The 22,614-nt window shown below is 68.6% G+C and carries 18 protein-coding genes; 12 read left to right on the plus strand and 6 right to left on the minus strand.

Annotation, left to right across the window (positions count from 1 at the left end; translation table 11 throughout):
• The first annotated feature begins 412 nt into the window (after window positions 1-412).
• The 5 genes from F9288_RS19555 to F9288_RS19575 all read left to right on the plus strand — a co-directional run bounded on the left by F9288_RS19555 (window position 413) and on the right by F9288_RS19575 (window position 6,803).
• Window positions 413-2,944 (plus strand): ribonuclease E/G, encoded by a 2,532-nt coding sequence (locus tag F9288_RS19555; protein ID WP_174839209.1) that lies wholly within the window; start codon window positions 413-415, stop codon window positions 2,942-2,944.
• A 100-nt stretch (window positions 2,945-3,044) separates the two neighbouring features.
• The gene (locus F9288_RS19560; RefSeq protein WP_174838315.1) at window positions 3,045-4,397 is read left to right on the plus strand and encodes a M48 family metalloprotease; all 1,353 of its coding nucleotides are present in this window, start codon (window positions 3,045-3,047) and stop codon (window positions 4,395-4,397) included.
• The gene (locus tag F9288_RS19565; protein ID WP_174838316.1) at window positions 4,394-5,116 is read left to right on the plus strand and encodes a DsbA family protein; all 723 of its coding nucleotides are present in this window, start codon (window positions 4,394-4,396) and stop codon (window positions 5,114-5,116) included. Before F9288_RS19560 ends, F9288_RS19565 begins: the two co-directional genes overlap by 4 nt.
• Window positions 5,113-6,045, plus strand: coding sequence for an ABC transporter ATP-binding protein (locus F9288_RS19570; protein WP_174838317.1), 933 nt, complete (start codon window positions 5,113-5,115; stop codon window positions 6,043-6,045). The genes F9288_RS19565 and F9288_RS19570 overlap by 4 nt, the downstream gene beginning before the upstream one ends.
• Complete coding sequence (locus F9288_RS19575) at window positions 6,042-6,803, plus strand: ABC transporter permease (protein WP_174838318.1); 762 nt, start codon at window positions 6,042-6,044, stop codon at window positions 6,801-6,803. Before F9288_RS19570 ends, F9288_RS19575 begins: the two co-directional genes overlap by 4 nt.
• 16 nt (window positions 6,804-6,819) lie before the next feature.
• Here the strand turns inward: F9288_RS19575 and F9288_RS19580 are convergent.
• Both F9288_RS19580 and F9288_RS19585 read right to left on the minus strand, forming a co-directional pair.
• A protein-coding gene (locus F9288_RS19580; RefSeq protein ID WP_174834848.1) for an IS5 family transposase occupies window positions 6,820-7,577 on the minus strand; the annotation gives its coding sequence in 2 pieces (ribosomal slippage) (window positions 6,820-7,244 and window positions 7,244-7,577; 759 coding nt in all).
• Window positions 7,578-7,715: 138 nt separating this feature from the next.
• Window positions 7,716-8,933, minus strand: a complete 1,218-nt coding sequence (locus tag F9288_RS19585) for a polyhydroxyalkanoate depolymerase (protein ID WP_174838319.1) — start codon at window positions 8,931-8,933, stop codon at window positions 7,716-7,718.
• Between the two features lie 159 nt (window positions 8,934-9,092).
• Between F9288_RS19585 and F9288_RS19590 the strand changes: the two genes are divergently transcribed.
• From F9288_RS19590 to F9288_RS19600, 3 genes are read left to right on the plus strand one after another with little or no spacing between them, the layout of a single operon-like run.
• Window positions 9,093-10,871, plus strand: coding sequence for an ABC transporter transmembrane domain-containing protein (locus F9288_RS19590; protein ID WP_174838320.1), 1,779 nt, complete (start codon window positions 9,093-9,095; stop codon window positions 10,869-10,871).
• Window positions 10,872-10,925: 54 nt separating this feature from the next.
• Complete coding sequence (locus F9288_RS19595) at window positions 10,926-12,089, plus strand: trans-acting enoyl reductase family protein (RefSeq protein WP_174838321.1); 1,164 nt, start codon at window positions 10,926-10,928, stop codon at window positions 12,087-12,089.
• A 38-nt stretch (window positions 12,090-12,127) separates the two neighbouring features.
• Window positions 12,128-12,739 (plus strand): hypothetical protein, encoded by a 612-nt coding sequence (locus F9288_RS19600; protein ID WP_174838322.1) that lies wholly within the window; start codon window positions 12,128-12,130, stop codon window positions 12,737-12,739.
• On the opposite strand, the gene F9288_RS19605 is transcribed toward F9288_RS19600, so the two are convergent.
• On the minus strand, window positions 12,720-13,034 hold the full coding sequence (locus F9288_RS19605; protein ID WP_174838323.1) for a hypothetical protein: 315 nt from the start codon (window positions 13,032-13,034) through the stop codon (window positions 12,720-12,722). The two genes, F9288_RS19600 and F9288_RS19605, sit on opposite strands and share 20 nt — an antisense overlap.
• Complete coding sequence (locus F9288_RS19610) at window positions 13,031-15,232, minus strand: ribonuclease R family protein (RefSeq protein WP_174838324.1); 2,202 nt, start codon at window positions 15,230-15,232, stop codon at window positions 13,031-13,033. The genes F9288_RS19605 and F9288_RS19610 overlap by 4 nt, the downstream gene beginning before the upstream one ends.
• Window positions 15,233-15,443: 211 nt before the next feature.
• Between F9288_RS19610 and F9288_RS19615 the strand changes: the two genes are divergently transcribed.
• Window positions 15,444-18,089: an EAL domain-containing protein gene (locus F9288_RS19615; protein ID WP_254620975.1), complete on the plus strand. Its 2,646-nt coding sequence runs from the start codon at window positions 15,444-15,446 to the stop codon at window positions 18,087-18,089.
• 4 nt (window positions 18,090-18,093) lie between these two features.
• On the opposite strand, the gene F9288_RS19620 is transcribed toward F9288_RS19615, so the two are convergent.
• Together F9288_RS19620 and F9288_RS19625 are read right to left on the minus strand one after the other, a co-directional pair.
• Window positions 18,094-18,744, minus strand: a complete 651-nt coding sequence (locus F9288_RS19620; protein ID WP_174838325.1) for a glutathione S-transferase family protein — start codon at window positions 18,742-18,744, stop codon at window positions 18,094-18,096.
• A 20-nt stretch (window positions 18,745-18,764) separates the two neighbouring features.
• Window positions 18,765-19,472 carry an SDR family oxidoreductase gene (locus tag F9288_RS19625; RefSeq protein WP_174839211.1) on the minus strand — a complete coding sequence of 236 codons (708 nt, stop codon included), beginning with the start codon at window positions 19,470-19,472 and terminating at the stop codon, window positions 18,765-18,767.
• Between the two features lie 95 nt (window positions 19,473-19,567).
• Between F9288_RS19625 and F9288_RS19630 the strand changes: the two genes are divergently transcribed.
• The 3 genes from F9288_RS19630 to F9288_RS19640 are packed head-to-tail and all read left to right on the plus strand — an operon-like array spanning window position 19,568 to window position 22,507.
• Window positions 19,568-21,235: a SulP family inorganic anion transporter gene (locus F9288_RS19630; RefSeq protein WP_174838326.1), complete on the plus strand. Its 1,668-nt coding sequence runs from the start codon at window positions 19,568-19,570 to the stop codon at window positions 21,233-21,235.
• Window positions 21,216-21,770: a ParB-like protein gene (locus F9288_RS19635; protein ID WP_254620976.1), complete on the plus strand. Its 555-nt coding sequence runs from the start codon at window positions 21,216-21,218 to the stop codon at window positions 21,768-21,770. The genes F9288_RS19630 and F9288_RS19635 overlap by 20 nt, the downstream gene beginning before the upstream one ends.
• Before the next feature lie 41 nt (window positions 21,771-21,811).
• Entirely contained in the window at window positions 21,812-22,507 is a 696-nt protein-coding gene (locus F9288_RS19640) for a response regulator (RefSeq protein ID WP_174838328.1), read from the plus strand.
• Window positions 22,508-22,614 lie beyond the last annotated feature (107 nt).

Genomic DNA, 22,614 nt, shown 5'->3' on the forward strand with positions numbered 1-22,614 from the left:
CTGTCCTTTTCCAAATTAACAGGGGCTTGACGCCATCGCGAGCATTTTGCGGCAAGACGTTCCGGTTGATGCGTGACAAGTCCGGTGCTAGTCACCATCTCGACCGGAAAGGTGCGTTCATTTCACGCGCACTTTCGGCCCACCGCCCGCCCGCCTTCCGGCGGGGCCGGGCATACAGGTTGACGTTCGATAATGCCGCATCTTTTCCCACCGCTGAACCGCCCGGCCTTCGCCGGCGGCGCGGGTTCGGGCTTGTTCGGGGGCGATGCGCCCTCGGGTGCGGCGCGGACGAAGGCGATTTCACCAACAATCCGCATGGCCGGGCAGATTTCCGCCCCGCCAGCGACATACCAACGCACGAACGCGCCGCCCGCCGGCGCGCGTGCGCGGAGACTATTCAATGACCATGCGTATGCTGATCGACGCACGCCACCGGGAGGAAACCCGCGTGGCGGTCGTCAAGGGAAACCGGATCGAGGAATTTGATTTCGAGAGTGCCGAGCGCAAGCAGCTCAAGGGCAATATCTATCTCGCCAAGGTGACGCGCGTCGAGCCGTCGTTGCAGGCGGCGTTCGTCGATTACGGCGGCAATCGTCACGGCTTCCTCGCCTTCAGCGAAATCCATCCGGATTACTACCAGATCCCCAAGGAGGATCGCGACGCGCTGCTGCGCGAGGAGGCGGAACACGCCGCCGAGGAAGCCGCGCTGCGCGCCGAGCAGGAAGCCGCCGAGGAGGCGGATGAACCGGCCGACGACGATATCGAGCGGTTCGAGGACGACGGCGGCATGGACCCCGACGTCGCCGAGGAGCTTGAGGGCGAGAACGAGGGCGCGCGCCCGCGCCGCTCGTCCGTCAACGACGATCAGGTGGAGGCGCTGCGCCAGCGCCGCATGAACCTCAGGCGCCGCTACAAGATCCAGGACGTGATCCGCCGCCGGCAGGTGCTGCTGGTGCAGGTCGTCAAGGAGGAGCGCGGCAACAAGGGCGCGGCGCTGACCACTTATCTCAGCCTCGCCGGCCGCTATTGCGTGCTGATGCCCAACACGTCGCATGGCGGCGGCATCTCGCGGAAGATCAGCAACGCGGGGGACCGCAAGCGGCTGAAGACGATCATGGCGGAGCTGAAGCTGCCGCCGTCGATGGGCTGCATCGTGCGCACCGCCGGTCTCCAGCGCACCAAGACCGAGATCAAGCGCGACTTCGATTATCTCGCCCGGCTGTGGGACGGGATTCGCGAGCAGACGCTCGCCTCCTCCGCGCCGGCGCTGATCTATGGCGACAGCGACCTCATCAAGCGCGCGATCCGCGATATCTACAACAAGGATATCGACGAGGTGATCGTCGAGGGCGACGAGGGCTATCGTCAGGCCAAGGACTTCATGAAGCTGCTGATGCCCAGCCACGCCAAGCGCGTGAAGCATTACAGCGACCCGATCCCGCTGTTCCAGCGCAGCCATGTCGAGGACCAGCTCGCCGCGATGTATCATCCGGTGGTGCAGCTCAAGTCGGGCGGCTATCTGGTCATCAACCCGACCGAGGCGCTCGTCTCGATCGACATCAACTCGGGCCGCTCGACGCGCGAGCATAATATAGAGCAGACCGCCACCGCGACCAACCTGGAAGCCGCGCACGAGATCGCCCGCCAGCTCCGCCTGCGCGACATGGCTGGCCTCGTCGTGATCGACTTCATCGACATGGACAACAATTCCAATGTCCGGAAGGTCGAGAAGGCGATGAAGGAGGCGCTGAAGAACGATCGCGCCCGCATCCAGGTCGGCCGCATCTCCTCCTTCGGGCTGATGGAGATGAGCCGCCAGCGGCTGCGCACCGGCGTGCTGGAGGCGTCAACCCGCGCCTGCCCGCATTGCGAGGGTACCGGCCTCGTCCGCACCGCCTCGTCGGCGGGCCTCTCGGCGCTCCGGCTGATCGAGGACGAGGCGGCGCGCGGGCGCGGCTCGATCCTCACGCTGCGCGCCAGCCAGGAGGCGGCCTTCTACGTTCTCAACCGCAAGCGCGCCGACATCGCCGAGATCGAGGATCGCTACGGCGTGCGCGTCGAAATCCTGCCGGACGGCGAGCAGGAAGGCGCGCGCATGTCGGTCGAGGCGGCGGGGCCGCCGCCGGCCTATGCGCCGAAGTTCGACGCCCCGGTGGAGGAGATCGAGGACGATATCCCCGAGGATATCGAGGACGAGATCGACGAGGAGGAAGAAGAAGCCGAGGAGCATCGCGACGACCGTCCGCGCGACGACGGCGAGCGCGAGGGCAATGGCCGCCGCCGCCGCCGTCGTCGCGGGCGGCGCGGTCGCGGCCGCCCCGAGGGCGAGGGCGTCGAGGGCGCGGCCCATGATGAGGACGAGGGCGAGGCGGAAGCCGCCGAGCAGCCCGAGGCTGTCGAAGCGGCGGACGAAGGCGAAGGCGGACGCCGCCGCAGCCGTCGCGGCCGCCGTGGTCGTGGCCGCAGCCGCGAGGAAACCGGCGTGACGGCCGAGGAAGCGACCCAGGAAGCCCCGGTGGCCGAGGCCCCCGCGGCGCCGGAGCCGATCGAGGCTGAGGCCGAAGCCGAGGTCGCGCCCAAGACGCGCCGCCGTCCGCGCGCCCGCGCCGCCAAGGCCGAGACGCCGGCGATCGAGGCCCCGGCCCCGGTCGAGGCGGCTGAAGAAGCCGCGCCGAAGCCGAAGCGCGGCCGCCGCAAGAAGGCGGAGGTGGAGGCTGAAGCCGCCGCCGCGCCGGCCGAGCCTGCTCCCGTCGCCGAAGCGGCCGAAGCGCCGGCCAAGCCGAAGCGCACCCGCCGCAAGAAGGTCGAGGCCATCGCCGAGACCGCGGCGACGGGGGAAGCGTCCGACGCCAACACCGACGCCGAGGACGAAGCGCCGGAAGCCGCGAACGACGCTCCCGGCGGGCCGCGCCGCGGCTGGTGGCAACGGACGTTCGGCGCCTGATCGTGATCGGCCGGGTTTCAGCGAGGGTTCATCGCCACCGTCGCAGAAACCCGGCCGTCACCGCCCGCATGCGGGCCAAGCGCAGGGAAGCAGCAACCTGATGAAGCGGACGCTGGCCGCCTTCGCCACCGCGATCCTGATCTGGACGCAACCCGCCCACGCCCAGTCGCTGTTGCGCGATGCGGAAACGGAGTCGCTGTTCCACGACATGTCCGCGCCGCTGGTGAAGGCCGCCGGGCTCAATCCGCGCGACGTGCAGTTCGCGCTGGTCAACGACGATTCGATCAACGCCTTCGTGATCGGCGGGCAGACCGTCTATATCCACAGCGGGCTGATCCAGGCGGCCGACAACGCCAACCAGGTGCAGGGCGTGATCGCGCACGAGCTTGGCCACATCGCCGACGGGCATATCGTCAACGCCGGCGCGGGCACCAGGCCGGCGATGGCGATCTACCTGCTCTCGATGGTGCTGGGCATCGCGGCGGCGGCGGCCGGCGCGGGCGAGGCCGGGATGGGCGTGATGGCCGCCGGGCAGCAGGCCGCGCTAGGCAAGTTCCTCGCCTTCACCCGCACGCAGGAATCGACGGCGGACGCCAGCGCGGTGAAATATCTCAACGCCGCCGGCATCACCGGCAAGGGCATGCTGTCGTTCTTCAAGACGTTGCAGCAGCAGGAATATCGCTACGGGCTGAACAATATCGACCCATTCATGCAGACCCACCCGCTTTCCGGCGAGCGCATCCAGACGATGACGGCGGACATCACCGCCTCTCCCGCCTACAACAAGCCGCCCGATCCGGCGTTGCAGGAGCGGTTCCTGCGCGTGAAGGCGAAGCTGATCGGCTATGTGAACCCGCCGCAGCGCACGCTGGCCGCCTATCCGGAGAGCGACAAGTCGATCTATGCGCATTATGCGCGCGCCTATGCCTATCACAAGGCCGGCTATCCCGACAAAGCCGACGCGGAGGCTGAGGCGCTGGTGAAGGCCGCGCCCCACGATCCCTATTTCCTTGAGGTGAAGGGCCAGATCCTGCTGGAGGCGGGCAAGCCGGCCGACGCGCTGGCCCCGTTGCGCGAGGCGACCGACCTTTCCCGCAATAACCCGCTGATCGCCACCACCTTCGGCCACGCGCTGATCGCCACCGAGGACAAGGCCAACCTGCCCGAGGCGATCAAGGTGCTGCGCGGCGCGGTGGCGCGCGACGACGAGAATCCCTTCGCCTGGTATCAGCTCGGCACCGCCTACGAGCAGAGCGGCGACGAGGCGCGCGCCGCGCTCGCCACGGCGGAAACCGCCAGCATGAACGGCGACATGCGCACCGCCGCCTATAGCGCCCGCGTCGCGATGGCCGGCGTCCCGAAGAACACGCCGGACTGGATTCGCGCGCAGGATATCGCGATGACGGCGCAGAACGAGATGAACGACAACCCGAAGAAGTATAAGCGCAAATGAATCGAACATTGGTGGTGGCGCTGGTGGTGATCGGCGCCGCATTCGGCGCGGTGGGCACCTGGCTGGCCGAGCGCGTGGCCCCCGGCGAGCTTTCCGGCGCGGATCGCGCGCGGATCGAGCATACCGTCCGCGACTATATCCTCGCCAACCCGGACATCATCCCGGAGGCGATGCAGCGGCTCAACGACCGCGAGAACGCCAGGGTGATCGCCACGATGCGCTCGGCGATCGAGACGCCCTATGGCAACGCCTATATGGGCAACCCCAATGGCGATGTGACCCTGGTCGAATATTACGACTATAATTGCGGCTACTGCCGCGCATCGCTGCCGACGCTCGACAAACTGGTGCAGGCCGATCCGAAGCTGCGCATCGTGTTCCGCGAGATGCCGGTGCTGGCGGAGAGCAGCCTCGCCGCCGCGCGCGCCGCGCTGACCGCCGCGTCGCAGGGCAAGTTCAAGCCGTTCCACGACGCGCTCTACGCCGCCGGGCCGGTGAGCGAGCAGACGATCGCCGCCGCCGCACGCGCGACCGGCGTCGATCTTTCCAAAACCCCGTCCGACGCCGACGACGAGATCCGCAACAACCTCGCCACCACCGCCAAACTGGGGATGCGCGGCACGCCGAGCTGGGTGGTCGGCGATCGCGTATTGTCCGGCGCGCTGCCGCTCGACAAGCTGCAAGAGGCGATCGCCGCCGCGCGGGCGGCGCGCTCATGAGCGAGGACGCGATCCTCCGCGTGGAGGGCGTCGCCAAGACCTATGCCGGCGGCGTCACCGCGCTGGAGCCGGTGGACCTCGCGATCCGCAGGGGCGAGATATTCGCGCTGCTCGGCCCGAACGGCGCGGGCAAGACGACGCTCATCAGCATCGTCTGCGGCATCGTCACCCCCTCCGCCGGCACGATCACCGTCGCGGGGCATGACGCGATCCGCGACTACAAGGCCGCGCGCCGCGCGATCGGGCTGGTGCCGCAGGAGCTTTCGACCGATTCGTTCGAGAGCGTGCTCGCCACCGTCACCTTCTCGCGCCGGCTGTTCGGGCTTGGCCCCAACCCCGGCTATATCGAGCAGATCCTGCGCGACCTTTCGCTGTGGGACAAGCGCAAGGCGCGGATCATGGAGCTGTCCGGCGGGATGAAGCGCCGCGTGCTGATCGCCAAGGCGCTGGCGCACGAGCCGCAGATATTGTTCCTCGACGAGCCGACCGCCGGGGTGGACGTGGCCCTGCGCCGCGACATGTGGAAACTGGTCCACCGCCTGCGCGAAAACGGCGCGACGATCATCCTCACCACCCATTATATCGAGGAGGCGGAGGAGATGGCCGATCGGGTGGGCGTGATAAATCGCGGCCGGCTGCTGCTGGTCGAGGAGAAGGACGCGTTGATGAAGAAGCTCGGCCGCCGCGAGCTGGCGCTGGCGCTGGCCGAGCCGCTCGGCGCGCTGCCCGCCGGGCTGGAGCAATGGCATCTCGCGCTGGAGGACGAGGGGCGTACGCTGCGCTACGTGTTCGACGCGCAGGCCGAGCATACCGGCATCCCCTCGCTGCTGCGCGCGCTGTCGGACCGGGGGATCGCCTTCACCGATCTGGAGACGTCGCGATCGAGCCTGGAGGATATCTTCGTCGATCTGGTGGGGGAGAAGGCGTGAACCTCAACAGCGTCTGGGCGATCTACCGCTTCGAGATGGCGCGGTTCGGGCGGACCGTGTGGACCAGCCTGCTGGTGCCGGTCATCACCACCTCGCTCTATTTCATCGTGTTCGGCTCGGCGATCGGGTCGCAGATGCGCGAAGTATCGGGCGTGCCCTATGGCGCGTTCATCGTGCCGGGGCTGATGCTGCTGGCGATCTTCTCCGAAAGCATCATGAACGGCAGCTTCGGCATCTACATGCCGCGCTTCACCGGCACGATCTACGAGTTGCTGTCAGCGCCGGTGTCACCGCTGGAGATCGTGCTGGGCTATGTCGGCGCGGCGGCGAGCAAATCGATGCTGATCGCGCTCATCATCTTCGCGACGGCGCATCTGTTCGTGGACCTCCACGTGCTGCATCCACTGGCGATGATCGGCTATCTCGCGCTGATCTCGGTCACTTTCTGCATGTTCGGCTTCGTCATCGGCATCTTCGCCAAGGGGTTCGAGCAGTTGCAGGTGATTCCGCTGCTGATCGTGACGCCGCTCACCTTCCTCGGCGGGGCGTTCTATTCGGTGCTGATCCTGCCCGAGCCGTGGCGGACGGTGACCTTGTTCAACCCGGTGGTCTATCTCATCAACGGCTTCCGCTGGACCTTCTTCGGCGCTAGCGACGTGGCGGTGACGGTGAGCCTCGCGGTGACGCTGACGCTGCTGGCGGCATGCCTCGCGACGATCGGCGTGGTGTTCCGCACCGGCTGGCGCCTGAAGAACTAGGGTCAGGACTCGTTGATCAGAGCCAGAAGATGACGGTGGCTGCGAGTGCGATGGCAGAGAAGAACACCCGCGGGCACCGGTCGTAGCGTGTGGCGACGCGCCGCCAGTCCTTGAGGCGGCCGAACATGATCTCGATGCGGTTACGGCGTCTGTACCGGCGCTTGTCGTATTTGACGGGCTGCAGCCGAGATTTGCGGCCCGGAATGCAGGGCTTGATGCCCTTCGCCTGCAAAGCCTCTCTGAACCAGTCGGCGTCATAGCCGCGGTCACCCAGCAGCCATTTCGCTTTGGGCAGGTCGTCCAACAGAGCCGTAGCTCCGGTGTAGTCGCTGATCTGCCCGGCGGTCATGAAGAAGCTGAGCGGGCGGCCGTTGGCGTCGGTGACGGCGTGAAGCTTGGTGTTCATGCCGCCCTTGGTGCGGCCGATCAGGCGCCCGAGATCCCCTTTTTAACCCGCAGGCTCGAAGCTGTGCGGTGCGCCTTCAAATAGGTCGCATCAATCATGATCGTCGCTGGTTCGGCGCCTTCAGCAGCCAGCCCTTCCATCATGCGAAGGAACACGCCCATATCGCCCCATCGCTTCCACCGGTTGTACAGCGTCTTGTGGGGGCCATACTCCTTGGGCGCATCGCGCCAGCGTAGCCCGTTGCGGTTCACGAATACGATGCCGCTCAACACCCGCCGATCGTCAACACGCGGCTTGCCGTGGCTCTTGGGAAAATAGGGGCGCAGACGATCCATCTGCTCGTCAGTCAGCCAGTACAAGTCGCTCATTCTCAGTCTCCTCACGGAGCCTGAATCAGATCGCGCTTCTCATATCAATGGGTCCTGACCCTAGCGTCGCAAGGGCGCGTCATGCCGGGCGAAACCGGCAGCGGCACGCGGCCCCGCTTTCCGGATAAGCCGTAAGCCTCAGCTATTCGCGGCGATCCACTGCTCCACCACCGGGGCGATGCGGTTGCGCCATCTGGAGCCGTTGAAGATGCCGTAATGGCCGACGCCCTCGGCGAGCAGATAATGCTTCTTCTCCTCCGGCAGCTTCGTCGCCAGCGTCAGCGCCGCCTTGGTCTGGCCGATGCCGGAGATGTCGTCGCGCTCGCCCTCGATCGCCAGCAGGCCGATGTCGGTGATCGCGGCCGGATCGATCGCGCGCCCGCGATGCGTCATCAGCCCGCGCGGCAGCTTGTGCTCCTGAAACACCACGTCGATCGTCTGGAGGTAGAATTCCTCGGTCATGTCGCAGACCGAGCGATATTCGTCGTAGAATTCCTTGGTCGCCTCGGCGCTCTCGCCATCTCCGCGGACGAGATGCTTGAACATCTCCCAATGGCTCATCATGTGGTTGCCGAGGTTCATCGACATGAAGCCGGTGAGCTGGAGGAAGCCGGGATAGACCCGTCGCCCGCCGCCCGGATACATCGCCGGCACGGTGGCGATCACGTTCTGGCGGAACCAGGCGTGCGGCCGCTCGGTGGCGAGCGTGTTCACCGCCGTCGGCGCCTCGCGCGTGTCGATCGGGCCGCCCATCATCGTGAGCGTCCTGGGCCGGCACGGATTGCCGTCCGCGCTCATCAGCGCGGCGGCGGCGTAGCACGGCACGGAGGGCTGGCACACCGCCAGCATATGCGCGCCCGGCCCGATCGCCTCCATGAACTCGACCAGATAGTCGATGTAATCGTCGAGGTCGAAGCGGCCAGCGTCGGTCGGCACCAGCTTCGCGTCGCGCCAGTCGGTGATATGCACGTCGCAGGTCGGCAGCATCCGCTCGACCGTGCCGCGCAGCAGCGTCGCGAAATGGCCGGACATCGGCGCGACGATCAGCAGCTTCGGCCCGCCCTTCACGCCCTTGCGCGCGAAACGCTTCAGTTGCCCGAACGGCTTTTGCAGGACGATCTCCTCGACCACCTCCACCTCGCGGCCGGCGACGGTGGTGCGATCCAGCCCGAACGCCGGCTTGCCGCGCGGCGCCGCCGCATGGGCGAACACCTCCAGCGCGCTGCCCAGAATCGTGCCGCCGCCGAAATAGGCGAACGGGTTTGCCCGGCTCTGCAACATCCCCGCGCCGAAATTGGCCCAGGCGCTGGCGCTGGCGAGCATCGACCGCTGGAATTCATACGCGTCGTAGAGCATCGGGTATCCTGATCCGGCCATTCTTCGAATTCGAACTAGGTAGCGCGTTTCAGATCGATGACAAATTAAAATGCTGCAATCGCGAAACCATATGTGACATATTGTCCACCATCGGGACGCGCCGTTGAGCCGGAGGGGCCGTCCTGCTAGGCGCGGGGCATGTCGACCGAAGCGCCAACCGAAGCCCCACGCCGTCGTCTCGGCAACCTCGCGCTGGTGTGGGATCATGCGCGGCGCTACCCCGCCCGCATCGCCGCCGCCGGCGCGGCGCTGACCGTCACCTCGCTGGCGACGATCGCGATCCCGTACAGCTTCAAGCGCGTGATCGATCGCGGCTTCGGCCCCGGCGCGCAGCAAGGCGACATGGCCAGCGCCTTCCACTATCTGCTGATGATCGTGCTGGTGCTGGCGGTGGCGACAGCGATCCGCTTCTATTCGGTGTCGTGGCTGGGCGAGCGCGTGGTGGCGGATATCCGCGCCCGCGTGCAGCGCCACCTGCTGACGCTGACGCCGCGCTTCTTCGAGGAGAACCGCCCGTCGGAGATCGCCTCGCGCCTCACCGCCGATACCGCGCAGATCGAGAATGTCGTCGGCTCGACCATGTCGGTCGCGCTGCGCAACGTGTTCACCGGCATCGGCGGGATGATCTACCTGTTCGCGATCTCGCCCAAGCTGGCGGGGATGCTGGTGCTGGGCATCCCGGTGGTCATCCTGCCGATCGCGCTGCTCGGGCGGCGCGTGCGTGCCTATTCGCGCACCTCGCAGGACCGCATCGCCGACGTCGGCGCGATGGCGACCGAGACATTGGGCGCGATGAAGATCGTCCAGGCATTCGGGCAGGAGGAGCGCGAGGCGCAGCGCTTCGCCGACGCGGTGGAGGCGACGATGGCCGCCGCCCGCCGCCGCATCCTGGTGCGTGCGGTGATGACCGCGATCGTCATCGGGCTGATCTTCGGCTCGATCACGATGGTCTTGTGGGAAGGCGCGATCGACGTCGCCGCCGGCCGCCTGTCCGGCGGCGCGATCGCGGCGTTCGTGCTGACCGGCGGGATCGTCGCCGGCGCGTTCGGCGCGCTGACCGAGGTCTATGGCGACCTGCTGCGCGGCGCGGGCGCGGCGGGGCGGCTGGCCGAGCTGCTCGCCGAGAAGCCGGAGATCGCCGCGCCCCCCGCCCCCCTGCTTCTCCCGCTGCCGCCGCGCGGGGCGGTGGCGTTCGAGCATGTCGAGTTTCGCTATCCGAGCCGCCCGGATGCCCCGGCGCTGCACGATTTCAGCCTGTCGGTGACGCCGGGCGAGACGGTGGCGTTGGTCGGCCCGTCCGGCGCGGGCAAGACGACGCTGTTCCAACTCCTCCAGCGTTTCTACGACCCGCAGGGCGGGCGCATCACGATCGACGGCGTCGACCTGCGCGACGCCGATCCGGCCGCGATCCGCAGCCATATCGCGATGGTGCCGCAGGAGACGGTGATCTTCGCCGCCTCCGCCCGCGACAACCTGCGCTACGGCCGATGGGAGGCGAACGACGACGAATTGTGGGCCGCCGCCGAGGCCGCCAATGCCGCCGATTTCCTCCGCGCGCTGCCGGAGGGGCTGGACACCTATCTCGGCGAGGGCGGCGCGCGGCTGTCGGGCGGGCAGCGCCAGCGCGTCGCGATCGCCCGCGCGCTGCTGCGCGACGCGCCGATCCTGCTGCTCGACGAGGCGACCAGCGCGCTCGACGCGGAGAGCGAACTGCTCGTCCAGCAAGCTCTAGACCGGTTGATGACCGACCGCACCACGCTGGTCATCGCGCATCGCCTCGCCACCGTCCGCGCGGCGCATCGCATCGTCGTGATGGACGACGGCCGGATCGTCGAGGAAGGCACCCACGCCACGCTCATCTCGCGCGGCGGCCTCTATGCCCGGCTCGCCAGCCTGCAATTCAGCGAAGCGGCGTAGCGCCCCCCGCGCCTTTCTGCTCTAATCGCCGGCAAGGCATTTGGGAGAGCAGTGATGGCGCGCGAATTCGATGTGATCGTCTATGGCGCGACCGGTTTCACCGGGCGGCTCGTGGCGGAATATCTGCAACAGACCTATGGCTCTGGCGGCCCGAAATGGGCGATGGCCGGGCGCTCGCTCTCCAAGCTTCAGGAGGTGCGGGACGAGATGGGCGTAGCGGCCGACGTGCCGCTCATCACCGCCAATTCCGACGATCCCGCAAGCCTGCGCGCGATGGCCGCGCGCGCGACGGTGGTGATCTCCACCGTCGGGCCGTACCAGCTCTACGGCGGCGATCTGGTGGCGGCCTGCGTCGAGACCGGCACCGCTTACGTCGACCTGTGCGGCGAGCCGGGCTGGATGCGGGCGATGATCGACGCGCATGACGCGCGGGCGAAGGAGACCGGCGCGCGCATCGTCTTTTCCTGCGGCTTCGATTCGATTCCGTTCGATCTCGGCGTGCTGACGCTGCAGGAGGCGGCGATCAAGCGCTTCGGCAAGCCCGCGCCGCGCGTCAAATGCCGCGTGCGCACGATGAAGGGCAAGTTCTCCGGCGGCACCGCCGCGAGCCTCAAGGCGACGCTGGCAGCGGCGGCGCGCGATCCGTCGCTGGTCGCGCTGCTCGCCAGCCCCTTCGCGCTGACGCCGGGGCATAGCGGGCCGCGCCAGCCGACCGGGCTGATCCCGGAATATGATTCGACCATCGCCGCCTGGGTCGCGCCGTTCATCATGGCGCCGATCAACACCAAGAACGTCCACCGCACCAACTTCCTGCTCGGCGAGAAATACGGCAAGGATTTCGTCTATGACGAGATGATCGTCGCCGGACTGGGCGACGTCGGCAAGGCGGCGGCCGAGGCGCTGGCGAAGATCAACCCGCTCGCCGGCGACAAGGGGCCGAAGCCCGGCGAAGGCCCCTCGAAGGAGGAGCGCGACAGCGGGCATTACGACGTGCTGTTCGTCGGCCTGATGCCGGACGGCGCCCGGATCGACGCGGTGGTGACCGGCGACCGCGACCCCGGCTACGGCTCGACCAGCAAGATGCTCGCCGAAAGCGCGCTGTGCCTCGTCGAGGACGTGACCGGCAGCGGCGGCGTCTGGACGCCCGGCGCGATCATGGGCGACGCGCTGGTGAAGCGGCTGGTCGCGAAGGCGGGGATGACCTTCACGGCGGGGTGAAAGGCGCGCCCGCAGCCCGCGCCGGAAAAGGGATCGGGATGAGCGAGGGAACGGCAAGGGGATGGCGGGCGCCGTGGGCGATCTACGTCGTCGCGTCGTTCCTCGCGGCGGTCGCCATCGCCAGCGCCCTGCTGCTGGGCGAAGATCCGGCCGAACGCGCGCTGCTGGCGGCGCGCTATACCGCGCGCGTTTCGTTCCTCGCCTTCACCATCGTGTTCATCGCGGGGCCTGCAAGCCGGCTGTGGCATGGTCCGGCCGTCCACTGGCTGGCGCGGTCGCGGCGCCATCTCGGCCTCGCCACCGCCTTGCTGCTGTTCATCCACCTCGCCGCGCTGCTCATCAACATCACCATCTATCACCCGCGCCCGTGGAAGGCGCAGGTCGGTGGCGCGATCATCTACCTCCTGCTGGCGGCGATGGCGCTCACCTCGTCGAACGACGCGCAGCGATGGATGGGGCGGTGGTGGCGACGCGTGCATCTGCTCGGCCTGTCGGGGCTGTGGCTCGCCTTCTTCGCCGCTTATGCCGGCCGGCTGCTCGCGCGGGAACAGTTCCTCACCGGCCTGATCTTCACGCCGGTCGTGCTGCTGATCCTCGCGGTGCGGCTCTATGCGCTGGCGCGGCGACGGGTCACCGCCCCATCGCGATAGCGCCCGCCGCTGCGAAGCCGGTGAGCGCGATCACGCCGAGCAGCCGCGCCAGTTCCTCCTTGCGGAAATTGACCAGCGCGCCTTCATCGAGGAACCAGCGCCCGCCCTCCGCCGGCCGCACCGCGCCGAAGCGCGTCATGCGGCGGAAGACGCGTTTCTGCGCGCGGCTGTCCGGCTCGAACGCGATGGCGCGCTCGGCGCTGGTCGCCTTCGCATCGGTGAAATGCCTGATGATCGCGGTCTGGGCGCGGATGACCACGCCCTCGGCGATGCGGCCGACGATATTGAGCTTCATTTCCTGCGCCCCTGATGCCGGATGTTGGCGGGGCGGCCGCGCCGCTTGATCCCCCGCCTCGGCCCGTCGCGGCGCGGCGGCGGCAGCGCCCCCTTCCCCTCCGGCAGCTCGAAGCGCAGCGCGCCGGAAACCGGGTTCGCCTCCGCCAGCCGCAGCCGCAGGTGCTGGCCGAGCACATATTCCTCGCCGCTCGTCTCTCCCACCAGCCGGCGCGAGGCTTCGTCGAAGCGGAAATATTCGCCGCCGAGATCGCGCACCGGCATCAGCCCGTCGCCGCCGACGCCCTCGACCGTCGCGAAGAAGCCGAAATTGACCACGCCGGTGATCCGCGCCTCCACCAATTCGCCGACGCGCTCGGCGAGATAGGCGGCGACATAGCGGTCGATCGTGTCGCGCTCCGCCTCCATCGCGCGGCGTTCGAGGCCGCTGATCGCCTCGCCGATCCGCTCGAAATCCTCGTCACCGGCAAGCCCGCCCGGCCCGAGAGCATAGGCCGAGACGAGCGCGCGATGCACCATCAGGTCCGCATAGCGGCGGATCGGCGAGGTGAAATGCGCATAGCTGCCCAGCGCCAGCCCGAAATGGCCGTGGTTGCCGGGGGCGTAATAGGCCTGCGTCTGCGTGCGCAGCACCTGCTCCATGATCTGCGGCCGGAAATCGGCCTCGCCTACCTTGTCGATGATGCGGTTGAAGGTGGCGGGCCTGATGACCTGCCCCAACGCGAAGCTGATCCCGAACGTATCGAGATAGTCCTTCAGCGCCACCAGCTTCTCGCGCGCGGGCGGCTCGTGGACTCGGTACATGACGGGCGCCTTCTTCGCCTCCAGCGCCCTGGCGGCGGCGACGTTGGCGGCGATCATGTAATCCTCGATCAGCCGGTGCGCGTCGAGCCGCTCGCGCGGGGCGACCGACATGATGCGGCCCTTCTCGTCCAGCACCACGCGCCGCTCGGGCAGGTCGAGATTGAGCGGCTCGCGCTGGTCGCGCGCCGCCGCCAGCGCCTGCCAGCAGCCCCACAATGGCCGCAGCGCCTCCAGCATCGGCCCCGCGCCAGCGTCGATCGTCGCCTGTGCGTCCTCATAGGCGATGTTCGCCGCGATCCGCACCGTCGCGCGGGTGAAGCGCCACGATTTGAGCGCCCCGCCTTTCGTCACCTGGAGATGGCAGGCGAGCGCCGCGCGATCCTCGCCCTCTTTCAGCGAGCAGACATCGGCCGACAGCACCTCCGGCAGCATCGGCACGACGCGATCGGGGAAATAGACCGAATTGCCCCGCCCGCGCGCATCACGGTCCAGCGCCGAGCCGGGGCGGGCGTAGAAGCTGACGTCCGCGATCGCGACGATCGCCTGCCACCCGCCCGCGTTGGCGGGGTCGTCATCCGGCGCGGCCCATACCGCATCGTCATGGTCGCGCGCATCGGCGGGGTCGATCGCGACGATCGGCAGGTGGGTGAGGTCCTCGCGCCCGTCGCCGAGCGGCTGGCGCGCGACGCGCTCCGCCTCCTCCAGCGCGCCCTCGGAGAAGCGATCCGGGATGCCGAACTGGTGGATCGCGATCAGCGAGAAACTGCGCGGGGCGAAGGGATCGCCGAGCCGCTGCACCACGCGCGCGGTAATGCGCGGCGGCCGCCCGGCGCGCTCGGCCAGCACGAGATCGCCCGCCTCCGCGCCGCCGGCCTCGGAGACGGGGAACTCGCGCCGCTCCTTCTTCTCCACGCCTTGCAGCCACAGCCGGTCGCCCTCCCCGCGCAGCACGCCGATCATCTGCTCCGACGAGGGCGCTAGTGCCTTCATCGGATGCGCGATCCACCCACCGCCGGCCTCCTCGGTCCGCGCGAGGATGCGCGCGCCGATCGCCAGCGCGCCGCGCTTGCGCTCGCGCACCCTGAGGCGCGGCGGCGGCGTCTCCGCCTCCCACCGCTCCGGCACCGCCCAGACGTTGCCGCCATCGTCCACGTCGGCGACGCGCAGCACCGTCACCTTGGGCACGCCGCCCATCTTGTGGAAGGCGCGGCCGGGCGCGGAATCGATCAGCCCCTCATCGGCCATGTCCTTGAGCAGGGCCTTGAGCGCGATCTTCTCCTGCGCGGTCAGGCCGAAGGCGCGCGCGATCTCGCGCTTGCCCGCCGGGTGATCGCTCTCGGCGATGAAGTCCATGATCTGCTGGCGGGTCGGCAGGCCGGCCTTTGGTTTTCGCATTGGCCGGAGATAGGGCCTGTGTGCGCCAGCGTCACCCGCGAAGACGCGGATTCCAGCCGGCACATGATTTCGGATGCGTTTCAACCAGATGATCCAAAATGAACCATATTCATTTATCACGTTGATATAGAATGATTTCGTATCGGCAGCCATTAATTCTTAAGCGTGATCGCTAACCTGATCCCAACGCGTTTCCCGTTACGGGGCGGGAATGAGCAAATCCCGTCGCCCTGCGCCGCGTACCGTTTCGGCCACTTCCCGTTCCTTGCTGGACGCGCTGGGGCTTGCGCCGGTTTCCGACCCGGCGATCGAGACGGCGCGGGTCGAGAAGCTGCGCGAGGCGCGGACGATCTGGCCGTTCGCACTGGCGATGCTGGTGCTCGGGCCGCTTGCGGTGCTCGGGCGGCATCTGTTCGACGGGAACAGCATCGGCATGTTCCCCGATCACAGCGTGATCGCCGCGCTCACCGGCCTTGCGATCCTGGCCGTGCTGGCGTTTCCGCGCGTCGAGGCTCTTGCCGCCTACCAGCGCACCGCCGCCGTCGCGCTGCTCGCGGCGGTGCTGGCGGCGGCGCTGTCGCTGCTGCTTGATTCCGCCCGCACGCTGGCCACGCAGGAGATACGCATCGCCGCCTTCGTCGCCGGATTCGGCGCGGTGGTCGCGGCCGCCGTCTCGCTGCACGCGATTCGCGCGGCGAGCATCGCCTTCGCCGTCACGCTGGCGGCGATGGTGCTGGTGACGGCGGGACCGGGTTTCCCTTTCGCGACGGCGACCGTGCTGGCGATCTTCTTCACCGGCGGCATGGTCCGCGCCGCGCGGCGCGACATGGTGATGCACGCCGAACGCGTCATCGAACGCGACGCCAGCCGCCTCGCCGCGCGGCTGGTCGACGAGTTCGAGGCGCACGGCACCGGCTGGTTCTGGCAGACCGACCGCGCGGGCAACGTCACCTATATCACCAGCAAGGTGGCGGACGAGCTGGGTCGCATGGGGATGCCGCCGGTCGGCGAGCGGCTGGTGAACATCTTCCGCGTCGATTCGGAGCTGATCGATACCGAGCGCACGCTGACCTTCCACCTCTCCTCGCGCACCAGCTTCTCCGATTATTCGGTGCGCGCCGCGTTCGACGGCGCGGTCGATCGCCGCTGGTCAATATCGGGCCGTCCGATCCTCGACGATTACGGCTATTTCCAGGGCTTTATCGGCTCCGGCTCGGATCTCACCGAAAAGCGCCGGGCGGAGGCGGAGATCAACCGGCTGGCGCTGTTCGACAGCCTGACCGGCCTCGCCAACCGGCAGCAGATGCGACGGTCGCTCGAGAAGACGCTGATCGCGGATCGCAACACCCCCTCGGCCACCGGCCTGTTCCTGCTCGACCTCGATCGCTTCAAGGCGGTGAACGACACGCTCGGGCACCAGATGGGGGACGAGTTGCTCAAGCAGGTCGCGCTGCGGCTGCAACGCACGGTCGGCGACGCGGGGCTGGTCGGCCGGCTCGGCGGCGATGAATTCGAGATCATCTTTCCGCGCGATGCCGGGCGCGACCATCTGGCGGAGATCGCGCGGGCGATCATCGCCGCGCTCTCCGCGTCCTATGTCATCGCTGGGGCGACGCTGTCGATCGGCTGCTCGATCGGCATCGCGATCGCGCCGGAGCATGGCGAGGATGTCGAGACGCTCGTGCGCAACGCCGATCTCGCGCTCTACGCCGCCAAGGCCGAAGGGCGCGGCGTCCACCGCTTCTATCGCCCGGAGCTGCTCGCCGGGGCGCAGAACCGCAAGCGGCTGGAGGACGACCTGCGCCAGGCGCTGGCGGGCGACGAGTTCCACCTCGCCTATCAGCCGGTCGTCTCCACCGCGGAGGCGCGGATCGTCGGCTATGAGGCGCTGCTGCGCTGGGAGCATCCGTCGCGCGGGCCGATCAGCCCGGCGGAATTCGTGCCGGTGGCGGAGGAATGCGGGCTGATCGAGCAGATCGGCGAATGGGTGCTGCGCACCGCCTGCGCGGAGGCGGCGCAATGGCCCGATCACGTGCGCGTCGCGGTCAACGTCTCGCCGCTGCAATTCGCCAATCCGGTGCTGCCGGCGATCGTCACCAGCGCCATCGCCGGATCGGGCATCGCGCCGCAGCGGCTGGAGCTGGAGATCACCGAGAGCGTGTTCCTCGACGAGGAAGGCTCGACCGAGCTGATGTTCCGCGCGCTGAAGGGCATCGGCGTGCGGCTGGCGCTGGACGATTTCGGCACCGGCTATTCCAGCCTCGGCTATCTGAAGAAGGCGCCGTTCGACAAGATCAAGATCGACCAGAGCTTCGTGCGCGGGGCGATCCAGCCGGGCAACCGCAATGCCGCGATCATCAAGGCGATCGTCACGCTCGCCGACACCCTGGGCATGGAAACCACCGCCGAGGGCGTCGAGCAGCAGGACGAGATCGGCCTGATCCGCGACTTGGGATGCAGCCATATCCAGGGCTTCGTCTATGGCCCGCCGCTGCGCGCCGACGAGGTGCTGGAGCAATGGCGCGGCGCGACCGGCATCGCGCGGCCGATCGGCCACCGCATCAGCCGCGCGGCGCGCACCTCGATGCTGCGCACCGCGCGGCTGGAGATCGGCGACGCGGCGGGCGATATCCGCATCCGCAACGTCTCGGCCGGCGGGGCGATGATCGACGGGCTGGAGCTGCCGGAGGATGCGGTGGGCACCGACGTGCTGATCGAGCTGATCGAGAACCAGCTCTTCCCGGCGAAGGTCCGCTGGGCGCGCGACGGCCGCGCCGGCATCCAGTTCGCCGAGGCCTTCGACATCGACCGCCTCACCCACGCGACCGGCGGGATGCGCCAGCGCAAGGTCGCCTGAAGGCTCAGTCGCGCCCTTCCGGCGCGCCGAGCGGGAACATGTGGCGATACGGCCGCGCCTCGTTCAGCGCGCGGGCATAGCTGGGCCGGGCCAGCAGCCGCGCGCGATAGGCGTGGAGCGCCTGATGCCGCGACGGGATCGCATGGGTCCAGTCGGCATAGAGCAACGCCGGCGCGGCGGCGCAATCGGCGAGCGAGAAACCATCCCCCGCCGCCCATTCGCGCTTGCCGAGCCACGCCTCCAGCCAGTCATAGGCGGTTTCCAGCGCCGCGCGCCACTGCGCCTCGCGCGAGGCGTCGTCGCGCCCGATCCGCCCGACGACAATGCGTTGCTGCGGATAGTTTACATAGTGGTCGAAGAAACGATCGAGCATCCGCACCTCCGCCGCGGCGAGCGGATCGGCGGGGAGCAGCGGCGTCCCGCCCGGAAAGCGCGCGTCGAGATATTCGATGATCGTCGTCGCGTCGAACACCAGCCGCTCGCCGTCGGTCGCTACCGGGAACTTGCCGATCGGCCACAACGCCGCGAACTCCGACGCCACCGGCTCCGACCCGTCGAGCATCCGTGTCTCGAACGGCACGCCCTTTTCGTAGAAGGCGGTTTTCGCTTTCTGGCAATAGGATGAAAGCGGATGCTCATACAGGACGAAAGCCATTTTCCTCTCCCCGGTCGCGCTCAGACGAGCGACATGCCGCCGTCGATATCGACGATCGCGCCGGTCATATAGGGATTCGCGGCGCAGGACAGGATCTGGAAGGCGACTTCCTCCGGCGTGCCGATGCGCTTCACCGGCAGACCCGGCGGCACGCTGACCCCGGCCCCGGCGGCGCGCAGCATCGCGGTGTCGGTCAGGCCGGGCGAAACGCAATTGACCCGCACCGGCGCAAGCTCGGCGGCGAGCACCTTCGTCAACGCCTCGATCGCCGCGCAGGCCGCCGCGACCGGTCCCCGCCCCGCGCGTGGCCGCCGTCCGGCGGCGCCCGACACCAGGGTCAGCGATCCATCGTCGTTGAAGCGCGCGAATCTGGCGACGAGATACGGTCCCCAGAATTTCGAGGCGAAGGTCGCCTGTGCCGCCGCCAGCGGCAGATCGCGAATGGGGCCGGAACGAAGCGCGGCGGCGGTGACGACGATATGATCGAACGGCGCGGCGGCGGCGAGGAACGCCTCGACCCGCGCCGCGTCGGTCATGTCGAGCACCTCGCCGGTGGCGCCGCCGCCGATGCCCGCGACCGCCTCCGCCAGCCTGCCGGGATCGCGCGCGGCGATCGTCATCCGCGCGCCGCCGGCGGCGGCGGATCGCGCGACCGCCAGCCCGATACCCGAGCTGCCGCCGACCACCAGCACACGCCGCCCGGCCAATGCCGGAAATGCCTGTAGCATCACGACGAACCTCCTCCTGAACGTCACGATACCTAGCATCCGAAGCACCGTCTGTCCTCGCTTGTCCCCGACGTAAAAGCGGCTAGCGTGGCGGCATGGCGCGAGCGGACGTTATCGCCGGAATGTCGGTGGCCGGGCTGCTCCTGCCGGAAGCGGTCGCCTATGCCAGCATCGCCGGGCTGGAGCCGGCGCGCGCGATCACGGCGGCGGTCGCGGGATGCCTCGCCTATGCCGCGATCGGCCGCAGCCGGTTCGCGATCGTCTCCCCCACCTCGTCCTCCGCCGCGATCCTCGCGGCGGCGCTCGCGGCGATACCCGACGATCCGGCGATGCGCGGCGCGCTGGCGACGGCGGCGGTGGCCTTCGCGGGAATGCTGTTCCTGATCGCCGCCGCGTTGCGGCTGGGGGCGCTGACCAGCCTGATCGCCCGGCCGGTGCTGCGCGGCTTCGCGCTGGGCATTGCGGTCACCATCATCCTGCGCCAGCTCCCCGCGATCACCGGCGTTCCGGCGCCGGGTGGCAACCTGCTGCGGCTGATCGGGCGGCAGCTCGGCGCGATCGGCGCGTGGCATGGCGCCAGCGTGGCGACGGGCGTGCTGGCGCTCGCGCTGCTGATGGCGCTGCGGCGGATGCGGGGCGTGCCGGCCGCCTTCATCGTGCTCGCGCTGGGCATCGCCGCGTCGATGCTGCTCGACCTGCCCGCGCATGGCGTGCGGACGGTGGGCGTGATCGCGCTCGCGCCCGGCCTGCCGGCCATCCCCGCGCTCACCTTCCGCGAAGGGTCGCAGCTCGCGCAGCTCGTCGTGCCGCTGGCGCTGATCCTGTTCGCGGAAAGCTGGGGCACGATGCGCGCGCTGGCGTTGCGCCACGGCGACACGATCGACCCGGATCGCGAGCTGGCCGCGATCGGCGGCGCCAACCTCGCCGCCGCCCTGGTGCGGGGGATGCCGGTCGGCGCGGGCTTCTCCGTCGGCTCGGCGAGCGAGGCGGCGGGGGCGGCGTCGCGCTGGACGTCGGTGGTCGCGGCGGTCGCGCTGGCGCTGCTCGCATGGTTCGGGCGGCCGGCGATCGCGCATTTGCCCGATGCGGTGCTGGCGGCGGTGGTGATCGCCGCCCTCACCCACGCGCTCTCCCCCGCGCCGTTCATCCATTTGTGGAAGATCGGCCGCGACGAGGTGGTGGCCTTCGCGGCGGCCGCCTCGGTGCTGGCGTTCGGCGTGCTCGACGGGATGCTGATCGCGATCGGCCTGTCGCTCGCGGCGCTGATCCAGCGCATGGCCGCGCCGCATCTCGCGACGCTGGGGCAGCTCGACGGCGGGCACGATTTCGTCGATCTCGCGCGTCATCCGGAGGCGAAGGCGCTGCCGGGGGTCGCGATCCTGCGCCCCGCGCAGCCGCTGTTCTTCGGCAATGCGGAGCGGGTGATGGGCGAGGTGGAACGGCGGCTGGGCGGCGATCGCGCGCTGGTGCTGAGCCTCGAGGAAAGCTCCGATCTCGACAGCACCGCGCTCGATTGCCTGATCGAGTTCGACGGGCGGCTGAAGCGCAACGGCATCCGCTTGCGGCTCGCGCGCGTTCACGATCATATCCGCGACCTGTTCCACCGCGCCGGGCAGGACACGCTCGTCGCGCGAAGCAGCTTCAGCGTCGCGGATGCGGTGGCGACGATAGAGGGAAATGACGATGCAGGATTTTCCACCGGTTCTGAAGCCGACCCCGATCCTGGATCTGCGCCCGACACAGATGACGGTCGGAAAACGTGAAGTCGCGCGCAAGCGCCGCGACTGGGAGGAACGTCCCCAGTCCACCGACGCCAATTTCCTGTCGCACCATCTCGTCCCCGCCGTGATCGGGCCGAAGCAGCGACCGTGGCTGATCGACAGCCATCACCTCGCGCTCGCGTTGCACGACGCGGGGCAGAAAACCGTGCTCGTGCGCGTCGTCGCCGATCTGAGCCACCTTCCGCCAGGGATGTTCATGACGGTGATGGACAACCGCAACTGGCTGCACCCCTTTGACGAGCATGGCGTGCGCCGGTCGGCGGACGATCTGCCCCGGAAAGTCACGAAGCTGCGCGACGACCCCTATCGCTCGCTCGCCGGCGAGCTGCGCCGCGCGGGCGGCTATGCCAAGGACGACACGCCCTATTCGGAATTCCTGTGGGCGGATTTCCTGCGTCATCGCGTCAAGGCCGCGCTGCTGGAGAAGGATTTCGATACGGCGGTGCAGCGCGCGCTCAAGCTCGCGCGCGGCGCGGAGGCCGCCTATCTGCCGGGCTATGCCGGTCCGCATGGTTGATCCGCGTTGAATCGGGAGCGCAAGCACCGCATGAAGCCGCGATGAGATTGCTGATCGTCGAGGACAATGCCGAGCTTGCCGAGGCGATGCGCGAGGCATTCGCGGGCCGACACCTGCATTGCGACATCGCGGCGGATGCCGGCGACGCGGAGATATTGATCCGCACGACGCGCTATGCGCTCGTCATCCTCGATCTCGGCCTGCCCGACGAGGATGGGCTGGACCTGCTGCGGCGGCTGCGCGCGGCGCGGCACAACGAGCCGATCCTGATCGTCACCGCGCGCGGCGAGGTGGAGAATCGCATCCTCGGCCTCAGCGCCGGGGCCGACGATTACATGGCCAAGCCGTTCCATTTCGACGAGCTTCACGCCCGCGTGCTGGCGATCCTGCGGCGCGAATCCGGCTATAAGGACCGGCTGCTGCGCGCCGGAGCGCTGGAGCTGGACACCGAGGCGCGGCAGTTCCGCGTCGATGGCGCGCTGCTGGAATTTTCCGTGCGCGAGGGCGAGCTGCTGGAGTTGCTGATGCGCCAGCTCGATCGCGTCGTGCCCAAGCGCGTGCTGGAGGACCAGCTGTTCGGCGCGGGCGACAGCCTCGGGTCGAACGCGGTGGAGGTCTATATCCACCGCATCCGCCGCCACCTGAAGAACGCCGGGCTGGCGCTGACCGTGCAGACGGTGCGCGGCGTCGGCTACATGCTCCAGACGGTGCAGGATGGATCGACATTCGGAAGATGACGAGCCGAAAATGATGGTTTTCCGTAACCGGAAGCGCAGCGAACTACAGGTCCGTGAGCACCGGAAGCGCGGAAAGCCGCCATTTGCAGGCCGTCAGGGCTGAATGT

Origin of the sequence: Sphingomonas sp. CL5.1, assembly GCF_013344685.1 — a bacterium.
Taxonomy (GTDB): Bacteria; Pseudomonadota; Alphaproteobacteria; order Sphingomonadales; family Sphingomonadaceae; genus Sphingomonas.